The 15,981-nt window shown below is 59.9% G+C and carries 17 protein-coding genes; 8 read left to right on the plus strand and 9 right to left on the minus strand.

Translation table 11 applies throughout. The features are described from left to right. Window positions 1-57: 57 nt before the first annotated feature. Window positions 58-399: a DUF3155 domain-containing protein gene (locus tag NW833_RS03200; RefSeq protein WP_414395221.1), complete on the minus strand. Its 342-nt coding sequence runs from the start codon at window positions 397-399 to the stop codon at window positions 58-60. A gap of 505 nt (window positions 400-904) precedes the next feature. Here NW833_RS03200 and NW833_RS03205 point away from each other — a divergent pair. From NW833_RS03205 to NW833_RS03225, 5 genes are all read left to right on the plus strand, one after another. After that, window positions 905-1,390: a DUF4168 domain-containing protein gene (locus NW833_RS03205; RefSeq protein WP_414411529.1), complete on the plus strand. Its 486-nt coding sequence runs from the start codon at window positions 905-907 to the stop codon at window positions 1,388-1,390. Window positions 1,391-1,396: 6 nt separating this feature from the next. Then, entirely contained in the window at window positions 1,397-1,534 is a 138-nt protein-coding gene (locus NW833_RS03210; protein ID WP_414411530.1) for a hypothetical protein, read from the plus strand. Between the two features lie 128 nt (window positions 1,535-1,662). Next, the gene (locus NW833_RS03215; protein ID WP_414405764.1) at window positions 1,663-2,178 is read left to right on the plus strand and encodes a DUF2062 domain-containing protein; all 516 of its coding nucleotides are present in this window, start codon (window positions 1,663-1,665) and stop codon (window positions 2,176-2,178) included. Between the two features lie 182 nt (window positions 2,179-2,360). After that, on the plus strand, window positions 2,361-3,146 hold the full coding sequence (map, locus tag NW833_RS03220; protein ID WP_414395566.1) for a type I methionyl aminopeptidase: 786 nt from the start codon (window positions 2,361-2,363) through the stop codon (window positions 3,144-3,146). Window positions 3,147-3,153: 7 nt separating this feature from the next. Further along, a complete protein-coding gene (locus NW833_RS03225) occupies window positions 3,154-4,965 on the plus strand; it encodes a chloride channel protein (protein WP_414411531.1) in 1,812 nt (603 codons plus the stop codon). 3 nt (window positions 4,966-4,968) lie between these two features. Here the strand turns inward: NW833_RS03225 and NW833_RS03230 are convergent, their stop codons facing one another. The 4 genes from NW833_RS03230 to NW833_RS03245 are packed head-to-tail and all read right to left on the minus strand — an operon-like array spanning window position 4,969 to window position 8,256. Then, on the minus strand, window positions 4,969-5,724 hold the full coding sequence (locus NW833_RS03230; protein WP_414395228.1) for an endonuclease III domain-containing protein: 756 nt from the start codon (window positions 5,722-5,724) through the stop codon (window positions 4,969-4,971). A gap of 19 nt (window positions 5,725-5,743) precedes the next feature. Next, window positions 5,744-6,832, minus strand: coding sequence for an undecaprenyldiphospho-muramoylpentapeptide beta-N-acetylglucosaminyltransferase (gene murG / locus NW833_RS03235; RefSeq protein WP_414395230.1), 1,089 nt, complete (start codon window positions 6,830-6,832; stop codon window positions 5,744-5,746). A gap of 13 nt (window positions 6,833-6,845) precedes the next feature. Continuing rightward, the gene (locus NW833_RS03240) at window positions 6,846-7,835 is read right to left on the minus strand and encodes a photosynthesis system II assembly factor Ycf48 (RefSeq protein WP_414395231.1); all 990 of its coding nucleotides are present in this window, start codon (window positions 7,833-7,835) and stop codon (window positions 6,846-6,848) included. A gap of 4 nt (window positions 7,836-7,839) precedes the next feature. Further along, window positions 7,840-8,256, minus strand: a complete 417-nt coding sequence (locus NW833_RS03245; protein ID WP_414395233.1) for a rubredoxin — start codon at window positions 8,254-8,256, stop codon at window positions 7,840-7,842. Between the two features lie 195 nt (window positions 8,257-8,451). Between NW833_RS03245 and NW833_RS03250 the strand changes: the two genes are divergently transcribed. Together NW833_RS03250 and accC are read left to right on the plus strand one after the other, a co-directional pair. Then, entirely contained in the window at window positions 8,452-8,862 is a 411-nt protein-coding gene (locus NW833_RS03250) for an FHA domain-containing protein (RefSeq protein WP_414395235.1), read from the plus strand. A gap of 134 nt (window positions 8,863-8,996) precedes the next feature. After that, complete coding sequence (accC, locus tag NW833_RS03255) at window positions 8,997-10,361, plus strand: acetyl-CoA carboxylase biotin carboxylase subunit (RefSeq protein ID WP_414395237.1); 1,365 nt, start codon at window positions 8,997-8,999, stop codon at window positions 10,359-10,361. A gap of 14 nt (window positions 10,362-10,375) precedes the next feature. On the opposite strand, the gene dcd is transcribed toward accC, so the two are convergent. Together dcd and NW833_RS03265 are read right to left on the minus strand one after the other, a co-directional pair. Continuing rightward, window positions 10,376-10,969 (minus strand): dCTP deaminase, encoded by a 594-nt coding sequence (gene dcd, locus NW833_RS03260; protein ID WP_414395239.1) that lies wholly within the window; start codon window positions 10,967-10,969, stop codon window positions 10,376-10,378. Window positions 10,970-10,997: 28 nt separating this feature from the next. Beyond that, window positions 10,998-11,645 carry a cob(I)yrinic acid a,c-diamide adenosyltransferase gene (locus tag NW833_RS03265; RefSeq protein ID WP_414411532.1) on the minus strand — a complete coding sequence of 216 codons (648 nt, stop codon included), beginning with the start codon at window positions 11,643-11,645 and terminating at the stop codon, window positions 10,998-11,000. A gap of 514 nt (window positions 11,646-12,159) precedes the next feature. Here NW833_RS03265 and NW833_RS03270 point away from each other — a divergent pair. Then, a complete protein-coding gene (locus NW833_RS03270; protein ID WP_414411533.1) occupies window positions 12,160-14,346 on the plus strand; it encodes an NAD-binding protein in 2,187 nt (728 codons plus the stop codon). A gap of 33 nt (window positions 14,347-14,379) precedes the next feature. Here NW833_RS03270 and NW833_RS03275 read toward each other — a convergent pair whose 3' ends face one another. Both NW833_RS03275 and accD read right to left on the minus strand, forming a co-directional pair. Then, window positions 14,380-14,754, minus strand: a complete 375-nt coding sequence (locus tag NW833_RS03275; protein WP_414395247.1) for an STAS domain-containing protein — start codon at window positions 14,752-14,754, stop codon at window positions 14,380-14,382. A gap of 170 nt (window positions 14,755-14,924) precedes the next feature. Continuing rightward, window positions 14,925-15,869 carry an acetyl-CoA carboxylase, carboxyltransferase subunit beta gene (gene accD, locus NW833_RS03280; RefSeq protein WP_414395249.1) on the minus strand — a complete coding sequence of 315 codons (945 nt, stop codon included), beginning with the start codon at window positions 15,867-15,869 and terminating at the stop codon, window positions 14,925-14,927. Window positions 15,870-15,981 lie beyond the last annotated feature (112 nt).

Raw genomic sequence — 15,981 nt, forward strand, 5'->3', positions numbered from 1 at the left:
ACAGAAGGGATCTGAAAAACAAACCCCCCAAAAGGGGGATCTCAGCTTCTAGAGAGGCTACTGAGGGGCAGCGGCTAGAGCTTTAGAAGACTTCCTCTCTGGTTTCTCCGCTGCAACTTTTGCTAAGAGAGAACGCAAGCTGGGAAAAAGAAAGTGATTTTCTTCAACGTACTGGGCACCAAATAGTCCTTTCTCTGCCCAAAAGAAGCGGTCAATGGTATGTTCATTTCGTCGAACCAAGATAAGCGCTGGCGGCTGAATAGAGTTTTCCTGAATGTACCTTCGAGCCGCAGTAACAGACTTTTCTTCACCACTGTCTAGCTTATATTGAGGAACAAGATCTAAAATTTTGCGACCTTCCAAGCGGCGGCGGCTCTTACGCTTTCTTTTCCTGACCAATGTAAGCCTCCCACAGAAGGATTACGAGACAGTCGCAAAGAATATATCAAGATTGCTTAAGAAAATCAATAGTCCTCGCCGTTTTTTGTCGTCATCTTTTGCAGAAGCAAAAAGCTTGCACTAAGAAGTCCTGTACAGCAACCTACCTTCATTGCTGCCCAAGAGCCCTAAGAGGAAGGCTCCTCCCAAAATTAAGCCTGACCTCAATGCAAAGAACAACCCCAGCAGAGCAAATAGCCAAGCCCCACTATGGGCAACTCCCCAGGTCAGAAGGGGAGCAGCTGACTGTAGACCGGCAAACCTAGCTTCGCCGAAAGGAGTAATCCTTGGCGGACTTCCTCACGATTCTACAACCAATCCCCTACTTTATACAAGATACTAGTCCAGGTCTCCTGCCTTGCGCTAAACCCTTAGTGCAGAGACCAAACCTCCTGCTACCCTGTCTCCAGGCAGGACTGTGCCAGTAGGGTTTCGGGCTGTCTTTAGTTACTAAGGAATTTTGGCCATGAGGAAATTGACGTTTCTAGTGGGTTTGGGACTCAGCTTTGGTGCCCTGACCGTTTGGGCCCAGGGATCCAAGGGCTCTACCCCGATCCCCAGTCCTACTGCAACAGCTACCCCGGCTAGAGGAGCGGCTCCCAGCCCGCAGGTTTCTCCCTCTTTGACTGCAGCTCAGGTCACCGACGCGCAGGTGGAGCAGTTGGCGCGCATTTTGTTGGAGCTGGATCCTCTAATTCGCGAAGCTAGCGCCCAGCTGCGAGAAACCCAAAGCGAAGCTGAGTATGAGAAGATTATGCAGCGTACTGAGGCCCAGGCCAGCCGCATTGTCGAGAAGCAGGGGCTGACGGTGGCCAAATACCGTGAGCTGATGACCTTGGCCAACGAGGATCCCACCCTAAATCAGCGAGTGCGGGTGCGCCTGCAAGAGCTCCTCCAACAAAAAAGATCCTCAGCTTCCCCCCAAGCAGCTACACCAACCCCTACACCTTAAGCTGACATGAGCCCTCCGCCTGAAAAGCCTAACTTGGGATCCCTGCGAGCTGCGTTGAACCTTGCCCTGTTTCTCTTTTTGTTGGCGCTGGTTTCCTACTTAAGCCTTAACTTCCTCCTGGCTTTGGTGAGCAAGCTCAGCTAGCAGACTCTCCAAGAGCCTTTTGTCTTGGGCACTGGGAAAGATACACTGGATTTACAAGGCTTAACACCTTTTCTCAGTGACTGTCCATGAGCCCCCCTTTTTGGTTTGCCAGTTCAGGGGGATCCGCCATGCCCTATCTGGAATCTCCCCCTAGGCTGACTTTGCCCCGCCAAGAGGCGGGCTGGAGGCGCTGGTTGCGCTACCTGTATTTGCGCCTGCTGCGGATGCAATCTTCTCCCGAAGAAATTGCCCGGGGCCTGGCGGCAGGGGTCTTTGCCGGTTGTTTTCCCATCTTCGGCTTCCAAACCCTAGCTGCCCTGCTGCTGGCAGTTCCCCTGCGGGGCAACAAGCTGGTAGCAGCTGCAGGAACCTGGGTGAGCAACCCTCTGACCTATGTGCCCATCTATGCGTTTAACTACCGGGTTGGGCAATGGCTACTGGGATCCACGACGGCCTTTGCCCCTGCGGAACTGGCGGCACCCCAAAACTGGATGCAGTGGGGCCTGGAGGTGTCGGGCACGCTTTTTGTTGGCTGCGCCTTTGTTGGGTTTTGGGGAGCTTTGGCCAGCTATTTTCTTGGGCTGTGGCTGGTACGCCGGATCCGCCAGCGGCGGAGAATAAGCCGATGGGGGCAGAGTCTGTGAGGGGCTAGAAGGCGGTCAATGCTAAGTCAGGCAGAGATCCCTGCCTGTCCCAGCCTAGGAATTGAGGGAGTGTTAGAGAAGGGAAGGGTTTGACGATGGAAGATATGCGGTCGCTGTTAACCAACCTGGGCCGCCGCTCTCAGCGCTGGAGGCAACAGTTGGGATCTGCCCTCCAGACAGGCATGAGCCAGCTTGCCCAAGCTGCACAGCCAATTGTATTGCTCTCGCCGCGGGAGCTGGAGAAGATGCGGCGGGCCTGCCGCCTGGCGGCGGATTTGCTCAAGCACCTGGAGCCGATGGTGCAGCCGGGAGTAACCACGCAAGAGCTCAACGACGAGGCCGAGCGCTGGACGCGGGCCCAGGGTGCTAGAAGCGCCCCACTGGGTTACCACGGCTTTCCCAAGTCCATCTGCACCAGTGTCAACCACGTCGTTTGCCACGGCATTCCTAGCCCCAAGCAAATCCTGCGCGAAGGGGACATTATTAATATCGATGTCACTCCCGTTTTGGATGGCTACCACGGCGATGCCTCCAAAACCTTCTTTGTGGGCAAGCCCTCCGAGCGAGCCCGGCGCCTGGTGGAGGTGGCCGAAGAATGCCTGCGGCGGGGCATTGCTGCGGTAAGACCCGGGGGCCGCGTGGGGGACATTGGAGCAGCCATCCAGGAGTACGCCGAGTCCCAGGGCTACAGCGTGGTGCGGGACTTTGTCGGCCACGGGGTGGGACGGCAGTTCCACACCGCCCCCCAGATCCCTCACTACGGCGAGCGAGGAAAGGGGGAAAAGCTCCGCCCGGGCATGGTGTTTACCATTGAGCCAATGATCAACGAGGGCACTTGGGAGGTGAGGGTGCTCTCCGACGGGTGGACAGTGGTGACGGCAGACGGCAAGCTTTCTGCCCAGTTTGAGCATACTGTTGCTGTCACTGAAACCGGCGTGGAGATCCTGACGTTGCCTTCCTCCAGTTAGGCTCCCTATGAGTGCGGATCCCCGCCTGCGCCTCTCCTCTGAGAATCTGGTGCTGCTGTTGGCAGCAGCCGTCGGCCTGGGCACGGGCCTAGGGGTGGTTGGGTTTCGCTATTTGATTGGCTGGTGTCGCCATCTCTTCCAAGAGCTTCTGCTCGGCAACCTTGCCAAGGCTGTCCAACCCTATGGCCTGGAGCAGTTGGGATTCTGGGTCCCGGCTTTGGCACCGATCTTGGGAGGCCTCTTGATTGGCGTGCTGAAGGTGGCTCTGCCTCTTCCCAACTTCAGCCTCTCCAGCTTGGTAAGTCCTAGCCGAGCCTTCCTCCCTCGGCCAAGCTGGATCCCTCTTAAGCTAGTGGCCGCTGCCATCTCCTTGGGGGCGGGAGCCTCTCTGGGTCCGGAGGCTCCTAGTGTGGAAAGCGGCGCCCTGCTGGGATCCCTGGTAGGGCAGAACCTCCGTCTTGCGCGGGAGCGGGTGCAGCTATTGATGGCTGCCGGGGCGGCAGCGGGCTTGGCGGCGGGGTTTAACGCACCGATTGCAGGGGTGTTCTTGGCTTTGGAGCTGGCCCTGGCCCGCTCCTTTACCACCTCTGCGGTCAGCGTGGTGGTCCTGGCGGCCGTGGTCTCCGCTCTAATTGCTCAAGTGGGGCTAGGGGCGCAGCCGGCCTTCCTGCTGCCAACCATTACGCAGCCGGCTTTTGTCTTGCCTGCCTACGAGCTTCACAGTCTGCTGGAGGTGCCGCTTTATTTGGGCTTGGGCTTTTTGGCCAGCTTGGTCTCCCTGGCCTTTAGCTATGCCCTGGAGGGGGGCAAGCAGCTATTTAGCCGCATGGCGGCCTGGCCAACCTGGAGCAAGCCTATTCTGGGCGGTGCCATCCTCGGCGGCGTTGGCCTCTGGATCCCGTTAGCGCTGGGGGTGGGCTACGAGACCATTGAGTCGATCTTGCAAGGGGTGCCCTTTTCCCTTGGCCAGTTGGGCTTGCTGTTGCTGGGCAAGGTATTCCTCAGCGCGGTGAGCTTGGGCAGCGGCTTTGTCGGGGGCACCTTTGCCCCGGCTCTGTTCCTGGGGGCGGTGTTGGGAGCAGGCTATGGCCAGGTGGTGGGACGGGTCTTGCCTGCTTTTGCCCTCTCTCCCCCTGCCGCCTACGCCATGGTGGGCATGGGGGCGGTACTGGCAGCCAGCGTGCGGGCTCCCCTGACGGCAATTCTGCTGCTGTTTGAGATGACGCGGGACTACCACATTGCCCTGCCGGTGATGGCGGCGGTGGGCTTGAGCATTTGGCTAACGGAGCATTTGCACCCGCCAGTTGTTTACCCTTCCGCCCGCCGCAGGCAGGAGCCCAAGGGCCTAACAGTTCAAGAGGTCATGGTGCCTCCTTCTCTGCTGCTGCAACAGGATACGCCTCTGCGAGAGGCCCTGGAGCGTTTGCTGCAGCAAAAGTGCCACAGCGCTTTGGTGGTGGACAGGCAAGATCGGCTGCGGGGCATCCTCACCCTGGAAGACCTCGAGCGGGCCTTAGCCCATAGGGGAGCCGGGGAAGTGGCCGAACTGACGGTAGAGCAGGTCAGCCAGTCGCCTGTGCTCACCACTTTCCCCGACGAGGCGGTGGTGGTGGCTGCCGAGCCGATGTACGAGTACGATCTGCGCCAGTTGCCGGTAGTCTCGCGGGAGGATCCGGAGCATGTGGTTGGCCTCCTGGATCGGGAGCGGGTGTTGCTCTCCCAAGAGATTGAATCTGTGCGGCAAGTCCTCGATCCGGAAGTTCCTGCCTCAGAGGGGAGCGAAAACGGGATCCCTTCTTCCCCTAGGCCGGCAGAGTAGGGATCAGCGCTGCCGCAGCAGGGCGGAGGGGCATTCGTGGTGCAGGGAGCAGCGACCGCAGTCGGGCAGGCGCGCCTTACAGAGGCGTTTGCCCAGCCGGATGAGGTTGACGTGTAGGGAATAAGCCTTGCCTGTCGGGATCCGCGGCAACAGTTGGGCAAAGGTGTCGTCGGGATGTCTGGTTCGCACCAAGCCAAGACGGTTGGCCACCCGATGCACATGGGTATCCACCGGGCAGAGATCTCGGCCCAGGCCAAACAACAGCACACAGGCGGCTGTCTTCAGTCCCACCCCCTTCAGGGAGAGGAGATAGGCCAGAGCGTCTGCGTCGTCGAGATCCCGCAAAAAGTCGAGGCTCAGGGATCCCTGGCGCTGGACAATGGCAGCCAGAATCTCCCGAATGCGGGCTGCTTTGAGTTGGGCCAGGCCGCCAGGACGGATCACCTGGGCCACCTCGGCCGGGTCGGCAGCCAAGACAGCTTCCCAGGAGGGAAAAGGGGCTTTGAGGGCGCGAAAGGCGCGGCTGCTGTTGTGGTCGGTGGTGTTTTGGGAGAGGATTGTGCCCACCAATTCGTCCAAGAGGTCGGGATAGAGAGGCAGGCCGTCGGGGCTGCAAGGACGTTGGGGGACGCCAAAGCACTGTTCCAGGCGCGCCAACAGCAATTCCACCGCGATGGTGTTGGGAGGACGAGGCTCCAGCCGGGCCGAGGTGTCGACGGCTGCGGCAAAAGGGTCCCGATCCCATCTCGGCTGTACCACGGCTGGCCTCCTGGGGAAGTTAACGGGCGGAAGCTCGGCAGATCTCCTGAAGCAGGCCGGCAACTGCCTTGCTGGCAGGGGGAGGAGCTGTCGCCTTCAAGTTAGCGGCCATTTGGGCAACCACCTGGGGCTGATCCAGCCAGCTTAGCGCCGTTTGCCGCAGCAAGTCCAAATTCTCTTCAGACTCTCGCAGGACCACTCCCCCACCTCGCTCCACAAAAGCCAGGGCGTTGTGATACTGATGGTCTTCGGCGGCAAACGGATAGGGGATCAAGATGGCGGGGGTGGCGGTGGCCCACAACTCTGCCAGGCTGAGGGCGCCAGCTCGGCTGATGGCAAAAGTTGCCCGCTGCAGCAGAGCGGCCACATCGGTGCGGAAAGGAAAAGCGCGGTAGCGGGGGTGGGAAGGGATCCCGACCTCACTGCCGCCGGTCAAATGCACAATCCAGGCCCCTGCCTCCAACCAGGCTGGGGCACAGGCGGCCACCAGGCGGTTCAGGCCCTGCGCTCCCTGGCTCCCCCCCATCACCACAATCAAAGGATCCCCCTCTGGAATGGGCAGATCTGCAGGCAAGGGCTGAGGCTGATAGAACTCTGGCCGCACCGGCGTGCCCACCACCCAGGTAGCTACTCCTGGCAAATGCTCCGCTGCTTCCGCCAGGCCCAAGGCTACCACCTGGCAAAGCCTTCCCAGCCAGCGGGTTACTTTGCCTGGGATACGGTTGGACTCGTGCAGCAGCACCGGCACCCCCAGCGAGCGAGCTGCCAAGATGGCCGGGGCAGCGATGTAGCCACCGGTGGTCAACACAGCGTCAAACCGTCCCTCCCGGAGGATCTGCTGCACCTGCCGCGTTGCTCGGGCCAACTGGATTAGGGATCCCAGCTTTTGCAAAGGGGATCCCTGCCAGCCCGACATGGTGACCCGATGCAGCGGGTAGCACTCTGGCACCAGTTTCTCCTCCAGCCGCTGCGGCACTCCCAGCCATTCGATCTGCCAGGTGGGCAACTGCTCAGCAACAGCTAGGGCTGGAAAGATGTGACCTCCGGTGCCACTGGCTGCCACCAGCAGCCGCGGTGGGGAAGCGGGATCCCTGCTGGTTCTCTTCACCCTTGCCCTGGGATCAGGAGCTGCCGTAGCCGACGTAGCGCAGAAGCGTGCCTCGCTGCCCCAGGATAAACCCTCGGTCGGGGCCGAAAAACTCGATGCTGTAGAAATTGGCGGGAATGCTGCTCAACTTTTTGGCCTCCTCCCAGGTTTTGCCACCATCAGGGCTGTGGATCAGCGTGCCGCCGCCCCCCACCACCCAGAGGTCGTGGTCGTTTTGGTAGGCTGCATCGAGATAGCCAAAGCTAAGGGCTCGCCCAGGTCGCAGAGGCTTAGACCATTTGCCAGAGGTAAAGTCGTCGGTAAAGGCAATCTCTGCCCCCTGATTCAGTTTCCAGGCACTGCCGTTGGGGCCAAAGCCCATGTTCTGGATGCGGCGAGAGCTCTCCCGCAGATAGGGCTTCCAAGCTTGGGTTGCAGGCGTGTACAAAAAGTAGAAGCTGCCGCGCGAGGAAACGGCTAGGTACTCCCCTCCAGGACCGCGGGCAATGTTTTTGATTGCCCCAATCGGCTCTTCCACCTGGGCGTGCCAGGTCTGCCCCCCATCTTCTGTGCGGTAGATGGCTCCCACATTGGTTACCATTTCGGCAGCGCCAGGGCCGAGGGCGTGGATCAAGAGGGGCTCTCCTGGCAGTTGCTTGCTAAGGCGAATCAACGTCCAGTCCGCTCCCTCATTCAAGGTGTGCAGCAGGATCTTCGGCTGCCCCACTACCCACCCTTCTGCCCCGGCAAAGCTAATCGATCTCAAGTAAGCCTCGGGCTCTAGAGCCGACAACTGGCGCACTTGCCAGTGCAGACCGCCATCTTGAGACTCCAGCAGGGTCGCCTTGTCGCCCACCAGCCAGCCATGAGAAGGGTTAGTGCCGGTGAAGGCAATATCCAGCAGGATGTTCTGCGTGGGCACCTCCACCTGTTCCCAGGGCACCACCTTCATCTCTGGCATTCCCGCTGCCATCAGCAGGAGCGAGAAGGCAGCCAACAGCACTAGCCTCAGGAGCTTCACCATTCTGTTACTCGACGAAATAAAAACTCATCAAAAACAGAAACCCCAGCGCCAACCCCAGGAAGATGAGGAGGTTTTTTTGCGCAGGGGTCATCACGTTAACCCCAAAACCGTAGCGCAGGTTTTCCTGAAAGCCGGAAGGCTTGCCCTTGGCGCCCACCGCTTGGAACAGGCGCTTATCGGCTCGGCACACCGGACATCTCCAGGTAGGGGGCAGCTCCTCAAAGGGCACGCCTGCCGGGATGCGATTGAGCTGATCCCCCTGGGTTGGCTCGTAGACATAGCCACAAGCGCGGCATTCGTACCGCTGCAGGCTCTGGGGATCGCCAAGCTGAGCCTCGGTTTCATCCTCCGGCAGCTCGATGAGCTTGGGTGCCTTGGTGGCTTTGGACGGGTCGACAAGAGGCGAGTGGGCACCATTCATGGAGCGATTGAGGAAGGGTCTGCGTTGCTCGATCCTATTATGAGAGGATCTGTTACAAAAATCTACTTGCTTTCTCCGCAATGCTTTTGTACACGTCTAGCCCGCTTGGGAGCTGGCGTTGCCCCCCAACCGGTCAGGGGATCCTAGCCGGGGATCCCGTGCTACGTTTCGTGTTATGCCAGTGGTTGTTCCCCCATGACTCCGTCCCCTCGTCAACTTACTCTTAATCACCTGCTCATCGTCAAAGATCGCCAAGGGCCTAAGGCTTACTGGCTGACAGCTGAGCTCTATTCCCTGGGGCGGGATCCAAGCAACAGCATTCGCATCGACTCCCAGTACGTCTCCCGCCACCACGCCCTTTTGGTGAAGACTGAATCTCCCACCTCTCCCGACGGGTTTACCTACCAAATCATCGATGGAGACATCCACGGCAACCCCAGCACCAACGGCCTCTACGTTCGGGGGGAGCGGGTAGAGTTTCGAGAGCTCGAAGATGGAGACGAAATCCAGTTGGGCAGCGACGCCACCGCCACCTATTTGCGGCAGGCTTGCGATCTGGACAGGATTCTCTCCACCTTTGAAAATACCCAGATCGTCGGCCTGTGAGATGGAACGCCTGGCAGGGCAGCAACCTCCCAATGGGTAAGTAGGGGGGCGCAAGAACCTCTTGCCCGGCGTCGTTCTGGGGTACGTTAGCATCGTGGTATCCGTCGGCTTGAGGCTGCTGGCTTTCAGGGTTTATGCCGCCCATCACCAAGATCCTGATTGCCAACCGGGGCGAGATTGCTCTGCGCATTATCCGCACCTGTCAGGAAATGGGGATCCGCACAGTGGCTGTCTACTCCACTGCGGATCAGAACTCGCTCCATGTCCAACTGGCGGATGAGGCAGTCTGTGTCGGGGAAGCCCCTGTGGCCAAAAGTTACCTCAACATCCCCAACATCATCTCGGCAGCCCTTACCCGCGGGGCCAATGCCATTCACCCGGGCTACGGCTTCTTGGCGGAGAATGCCAAGTTTGCCGAGATGTGTGCCGACCACAACCTAATTTTCATTGGCCCTTCTCCCGAGGCCATGCGCAAGATGGGTGACAAGGCTACCGCGCGGGAGACCATGCAAGCGGTGGGGGTGCCGACTGTGCCGGGCAGCCGCGGGTTGATCACCTCTGAAGAGGAGGCGCTGCGGCTAGCTGAGAAAATCGGCTACCCCGTGATTCTCAAAGCCACGGCCGGCGGTGGGGGGCGGGGTATGCGGGTGGCCCGAGATCCCCAAGAATTGCGGAAGATGATGCGCACCGCCCAGGGGGAGGCGCAGGCTGCCTTTGGCAATGGGGGCATCTATTTGGAGAAATACCTCGAGCGCCCCCGCCACGTGGAGTTTCAGATTTTGGCTGACAGCCATGGCAATGTGGTGCACCTCTACGAACGGGATTGTTCTATCCAGCGGCGGCACCAAAAGCTGTTGGAAGAGGCCCCTAGCCCTGCTCTAACCCCGAGCTTGCGTGCTCGCATGGGGGCGGCGGCTGTGAAAGCAGCCAAGGCGGTGAACTACGTGGGGGCGGGCACAGTGGAGTTTTTGCTGGACAAAAACGGCCAGTTCTACTTCATCGAGATGAACACCCGCATCCAGGTAGAGCACCCCGTAACCGAGATGGTGACGGGCCTAGATCTCATTGCCGAGCAAATTCGCATTGCCCAAGGTCAGCCCCTCACCTTTCGCCAGAAGGATGTGCAACTGCGAGGCCATGCCATTGAGTGCCGCATCAATGCCGAGGATCCCAAGCAACAGTTTCGCCCTTGCACGGGCACCATCACTGCCTACTTGCCCCCCGGTGGGCCAGGGGTGCGCATGGACTCCCACATCTACACCGACTACACCATTCCCCCTTACTACGACTCGCTATTGGGCAAGTTGATTGTCTGGGGGCCCAACCGGTCAGCGGCCATCCGCCGCATGCAGCGGGCTTTGGGAGAGTGCGCCATCACGGGCGTGCCCACCACGATCCCTTTTCACCAGCAGATCCTGCGCCACGAGGCTTTTTTGCGGGGTGAGGTGCATACGGATTTCATTGCCCAACACCTGCTAGGCAGCCAGTCTGAACGATAAACTGGGGCAGATAGCTAAACCCTAGCCACCACCACCCGCTGCGGCTGATCCTGGTACTTGCCTTGACGGTCGGCATAGGTAATTTGACAGGGATCCCCCTCAAAAAACAGCAGCTGCACCACTCCTTCGTTGGCATACACCCGGCAGTCAGCGCTAGAGGCGTTGGAAAACTCTAGCGTCAGGTAGCCGCGCCACCCCGCTTCCGCTGGAGTCAGGTTGGCAATTAGCCCCACCCGGGCGTAGGAAGACTTGCCGATGCAGAGGACAGTGATGTTGTCGGGCACCTGCAGCCGCTCGAGAGACACCCCCAACCCGTAGGAATGGGCAGGGATGATGAAGTAGTCCCCCATCTCGTCGTGGTGAAGCTCCACCGGTTCGAGGTTCTTGGGGTTAAACCGCTTGGGATCTACCACAGTACCGGGCACATGGCGAAAGATCTTAAACTCCACGGGGGAAAGACGAATGTCGTAGCCATAGGAGGAAAGCCCATAGCTCAAAACAGGCCGCATTTGTCCATTCCACTCCACGGCCCGCACCAATTCGGGGCAAAACGGCTCAATCATCCCCCGCTGCGCTTGCTCACGGATCCAGCGGTCGCTCTTTAGCATGGCTAGATGACGGCAAGACCAGAAGGTGCTAGGGACTACTGACTCGCGAGGGATCCCGGCGCCTGCCCAGAGCCCGCGAGGACTCCTGCCGGGGGCGTAGCTGGGCGATGAGATCAGCGCGTTCTAGAAGGGAAGCCGGCATTTCGGGCCCGGTGATGATCATATCCATCCAGACTGGCCGCTGATCGACCAAATCCAGCACCTGTTCTTCCGGGATCAAGCCCAGCTTGATGGCCAAGCTCAGCTCATCCAGCACCACCAAGCCATACCGGCCACTCCTAACGGCCTCCTGGGTAAATTGCCACAACTCGTCTAGAGCTACGCGCTCCTCTGGCTCCAGATGCGGCGTATCAATGCAGCGGTGTAGACGGCAGCGAACCCACTCCAGGGAACTGCCCAGCAAAACCCGGTTCTCCGGCCCTTGCTTAATCCCGCCTTTGAGGAATTGCACAATCAACACCCGCGTTCCCTGACCAGCCAAGCGCAGGGCCTGGACCATCACAGGAGTGAACATGCCCCGGCCGGGCTGGGTGTAGAGCTGCAGCGATCCCTGGGGGATGAGGTGGGCGGGGAAGGCTCCATACCCTTGGAGAAAAGACTCGCCCCCAGTAGAGCTGGCTTGGGCGGCAGGCTGTTTGACGGGGGCAACAGAAACAGCGTCCTTGGGGGAAGGCATAGGGCTAAGGGAGGCAGTGCGAACCACCGTTTTATCTTGGGAGTGGGCTAAAGGACAAGACCCTACAGCGGCGGAACTACGGGTTAGAAGCGCCATTCATAACCCGCACCAAAGCTCCGCTACCCCTTGCCGAGGTAGCAACGGCCGCTAGGCTGCAGAGCCTAGAAGTGGACCAAGTGTCGGCTACAGATTCCATGAAACACCCCCTACAGCTCTCCTTGGACGTTCTCCCCAGCTCTAGAGGATAGAGATTTTTTCACGGCTTGTAGCGGCTAGGTTTCTACTCGCTGGGGGGCTACACAGGGCCAGATATACCACGAGCCTGTGGGGGACGCCATGCCCTAATCCCCCTCGCGGCAGCGGCGCAGAGCACTTGCCATGAATGCCGGGGCTTGCGCTGCCTTTTTTTCTGGTCGGGAGCCGGGACTAGCAGCAGCCTCTTTCCCAAGCTCGGCCAGATAAGAGGGGGATCCTGCCGTCCTGGGTATAAAGGGAGCAGAGCAGGTGACAGGGTATGGCGGACTCCCTTTCCCAAGAGCTGGCTGCGCAACTGCAGGACAATGGCCGCGACCCAGGTGCTTCCATTCTGGTTTGTGGCTACAACGATTTAGCGGAGTTGACGCTCGAGATTCTGGAAGAGTTTGGACAGCGGGCAGTGGTGGTGGCTCCCTGCCTGCCGCCTTCTCGGAAAGGAGAATGGCAATACCTAGAGGGGGATCCCCGGCAGGCGGAGGTGTTGCGCCGGGCTGGGATTGAGCGGATCAAGGTGGCGCTGCTTTTGGAGGACAATGACCAAGCCAACTTCGAGCTGGCCCTCTTGATTCGAGATCTCAACCCGCAGGCGCGCATTGTCTCTCGTCTGTTTAACACTGGCCTTGCCCGCTACCTGGACTCGATTTTGCCGCAGCATTTTTCCCTGTCGGTTGCGGGCTTGGCGGCTCCGGCCTTTGCCCTCAAGGCTGTCTCGGACGAATTTGTCGGCTACTTCGAGCTGCCTCAGCTGGAGGCGCAGCCGGCCACGCTGCCGCCGGAGCTAGCGGATCCGCTTTATTTTGGCGCCCCCCAAGAGACCAACCTCTGGAACGGGGTGGAGCTGACCATTGGCGACAACTCCCGACTGCTGCACATGCCCCTCTCGGAACTGGAGGAGACCTTCCGGGCGCGGGTGCTGTTTCACTACCCGGTGGACGGGCTGTCCAACTTTTCCGAGTCTCGGATTTTTGATGACTTCGACCACGAAGCAAAGCTGCTGGAAGGGGATCGCATTTTGGTTATCTGTGACCCCCGGGCCTACCTGCAACTGTTGGAGCGCAACGGAAGGCGCGGCTCTTCGCGGGCGCAACGCTGGGCCAGTGGACAGGTGCAAGACAAACGACAACGACGGCGCGGCAAGTCGTCCGGCCGGCTCCTATCTTGGCTGCGCAGAAGCCTGCAAGGACTGCTGCAGGTCAAGCCCATCGTGCGCACCCTCGCCTTCACCTTGGGGGCCATGCTGGTGCTGGGGGTGATCAATTTCAGGGTGATCGGCAAGCCGGTCTTCGACGCTCTGTTGCTAACCATCGTGGTGTTGACGGGGGGGTATGGCGACATCGAGGCTTTTCAGCAGGCGGAGACCCCCCTAGGAGTGAAGGTAGTGGCGGTGGTCATGACCTTGGTGGGGGCTGCTCTGGTGGGGTTGATCTATGGGTTGGTGACCGACAAGTTGGTAAGCAGCCGCTTCGGCTTGGGCCGAGCTGCCCATATGCCCAAAGGGGATCATGGGGTGATCGCGGGGTTGGGACGGCTGAGCTACTTGGTGCTGCAGTTGCTGCGGCAGATGGGCTATGAGGTGGTGGCGGTGGAGCCCGACGCCGACAATCCCCTGCTGGGGGCGGCAGAACGGGAGGGGGCGGTGGTGATCCGGGGCAACTACGCTCTAGCAAGCACCCTGCAACAGGCCCGCATCCAAAGCAGCCGCTGCCTGATCTGCACGACTCCTGACGATCTCACCAACCTCGAGACTGCCCTAACTGCCCACAGCCCACACCCCGGCATCCGCACCATTTTGCGGATTACTGATGCCGAGGTGGCGGCGCGAATGCAGCGGCATCTGCAGGCCCTGGGGATCAGCTATAGCCCCACCGCCCTGGGGGCGCGCGCTTTTGCTACTGCAGCGCTGGCGGGAGCCGTTTACGGCACCTTGACTTGGGAGGGGGAAACGCGGCTGGAGGTCTCGGCCCATGACCCTTACCTGGGGCTATCCTTGCGAAAACTGGCCCAGGATTACGACCTGGCGATCCTGCTGCATTACTCCCGACCGGACCGGCCCTGTGTTTTTCCCAAGATCTGGCAGAAAGAGGGGGAGACTGTGTTGAAACGGGGGGATCGCTTGTACGTGATGGGGACGGTGGGATCCCTGATTCGCCTGGCCCAGGGGCGGCCCCTGCCGCCGGAGCTCTATCAAGTGCGGCTCTTGGAAGATCGCAACCCCTACTTTGAAGACGAGATTCTCTCCACCTTGGCGTTTTATGCGCGGCTGCCCAAAACGGCGCTGAGGCCACTGTTGCGCTGTCTGCCGGCGGTAGTGAGTCCCCCTCTCCCCCGCGACAAGGCCATTCAGTTGGCCCGCCAGCTTCGCAAAATGAGCACCGAGGTGCAGGTCTTTGCCCACGTGCAGGCCAGCGAGCGGATCCCAAGGTATCGAGGCCGGCTACATGGCTGAGCCTCAAGGTCAGGGGCATAGAAAAGGTATCGGCTAGGGGTTGGAGGAAGCGGTGGGGAAGTTGGCGATGCCCGTTTCCAGGTCGTCAAAACAGGTCAAGACCTTTTCCATTGAGGTCAGGCGGAGGACAAGGGCGACGCTTTCGGGAACGCAACAGAGGCCGAGATTGCCACCGGCAGCCCGGCACTTGCGCAAGGCTGAGATCAGCACCCCCAGGCCGGAGCTATCCATAAAAGTAACCGCTGACATGTCGATCAACAGGTTGGTGTAGCCAAAATCCAAAACCTGCTGCAGCAACTGCCGGGCTTCGGAAGTGGCCTTGGCATCAAAACGACCCTCCAGGGGCACAATGGCTAGCTTTTGCCCTTGCGGAGTTTCAGCGGTACGGATGCGCAGCTTAAAATTCATCGTTTCCCGTCAAAACCTCATGCCCCACCTTAGCACCCTCGGTTGCAGAAAATCCCGCGAAAACTCCGCTATATAGCTTACGCCAGAAACTTCTTTTGCAGCCAAAAGGGAAGACGGGAGCTAGCTAGATCTGGCTTCCCCAGTCATCCACCTCTCCAATGGGACTTTATTCAGACTTTGGCCGGATCGAGGGCGTAAGTCGAATCGAACGCGGGAAGGGACCTGGGCAAGCGAGGGCGGTGCATAGCCAGCAACTGGGCCAAGCGCTTGCGCAGCTCGGTCCGCGGCACAATTGCGTCGATAAGCCCGTGAGCCAGCAGGTATTCGGCAGTCTGGAAGCCCTCTGGAAGCTTGCCCTTGCCGATGGTTTGCTCGATAACATTGGGCCCGGCAAACCCCACCTGGGCACCGGGCTCAGCTAGGATCAAATCCCCCAACATGGCAAAGCTGGCTGTTACCCCCCCGTAGGTGGGATGGGTAAGTACCGAAATAAACAACTGCCCGGCTTCGCGGTGCCTCTGCAGGGCGGCTGCTGTCTTGGCCATCTGCATGAGGCTGAGGATCCCTTCCTGCATGCGGGCTCCCCCCGAGGCCGAGAAAATGATCAGGGGCAGGTGATCGCAGGTGGCCCGTTCGGTAAGGCGGGTGATCTTCTCGCCGACTACCGAGCCCATGCTGCCGCCCATAAAGCGGAAATCCATGACCCCAATGGCCACCCTCCTGCCTTCCAAAGTGCCCAACCCAGTCAGGACGGCATCCTTGAGCTGGGTGCGCTCTTGGTAAGAGGCCAAACGCTCGCTGTAAGGCTTTTGGTCAAAAAAGTGCAGCGGATCGGTAGGCGCCAGGTGGTCGTCGAGGGGCTGCCAGGAGCCGGGATCCAAAAGCTGTTGCAGCCGCTCTGGGGCGGTAATGCGATAGTGGTAGCCGCAGCTCGGGCAAACCTGCCAGTTCTGCTGCAGATCCTTGGTGTAGGTGAGGGCGTCGCAAGCTGGACACTTCTGCCAGAGGCCGTCGGCAATCTCCCGCACTTGCCGCTCTTTGTCAAAGGGGCTACTGCCAGTTAAGTTAAGGGAAGTCTGCTTGCGCCGCTCGGCAAACCAATCCAGTAGAGACATAGTTCCTCCCCTGGCTGAGGATAGCAAGCGCTGAGATCCTCAGGCCCTGCTGGTAAGCCTTGAAATCTATCTTAACGTCTTCAAGCCCTCAGGCAATCGCCAAACTGGATAG

Source organism: Synechococcus sp. O70.1, from assembly GCF_047462215.1.
Taxonomy (GTDB): Bacteria; Cyanobacteriota; Cyanobacteriia; order Thermostichales; family Thermostichaceae; genus Thermostichus.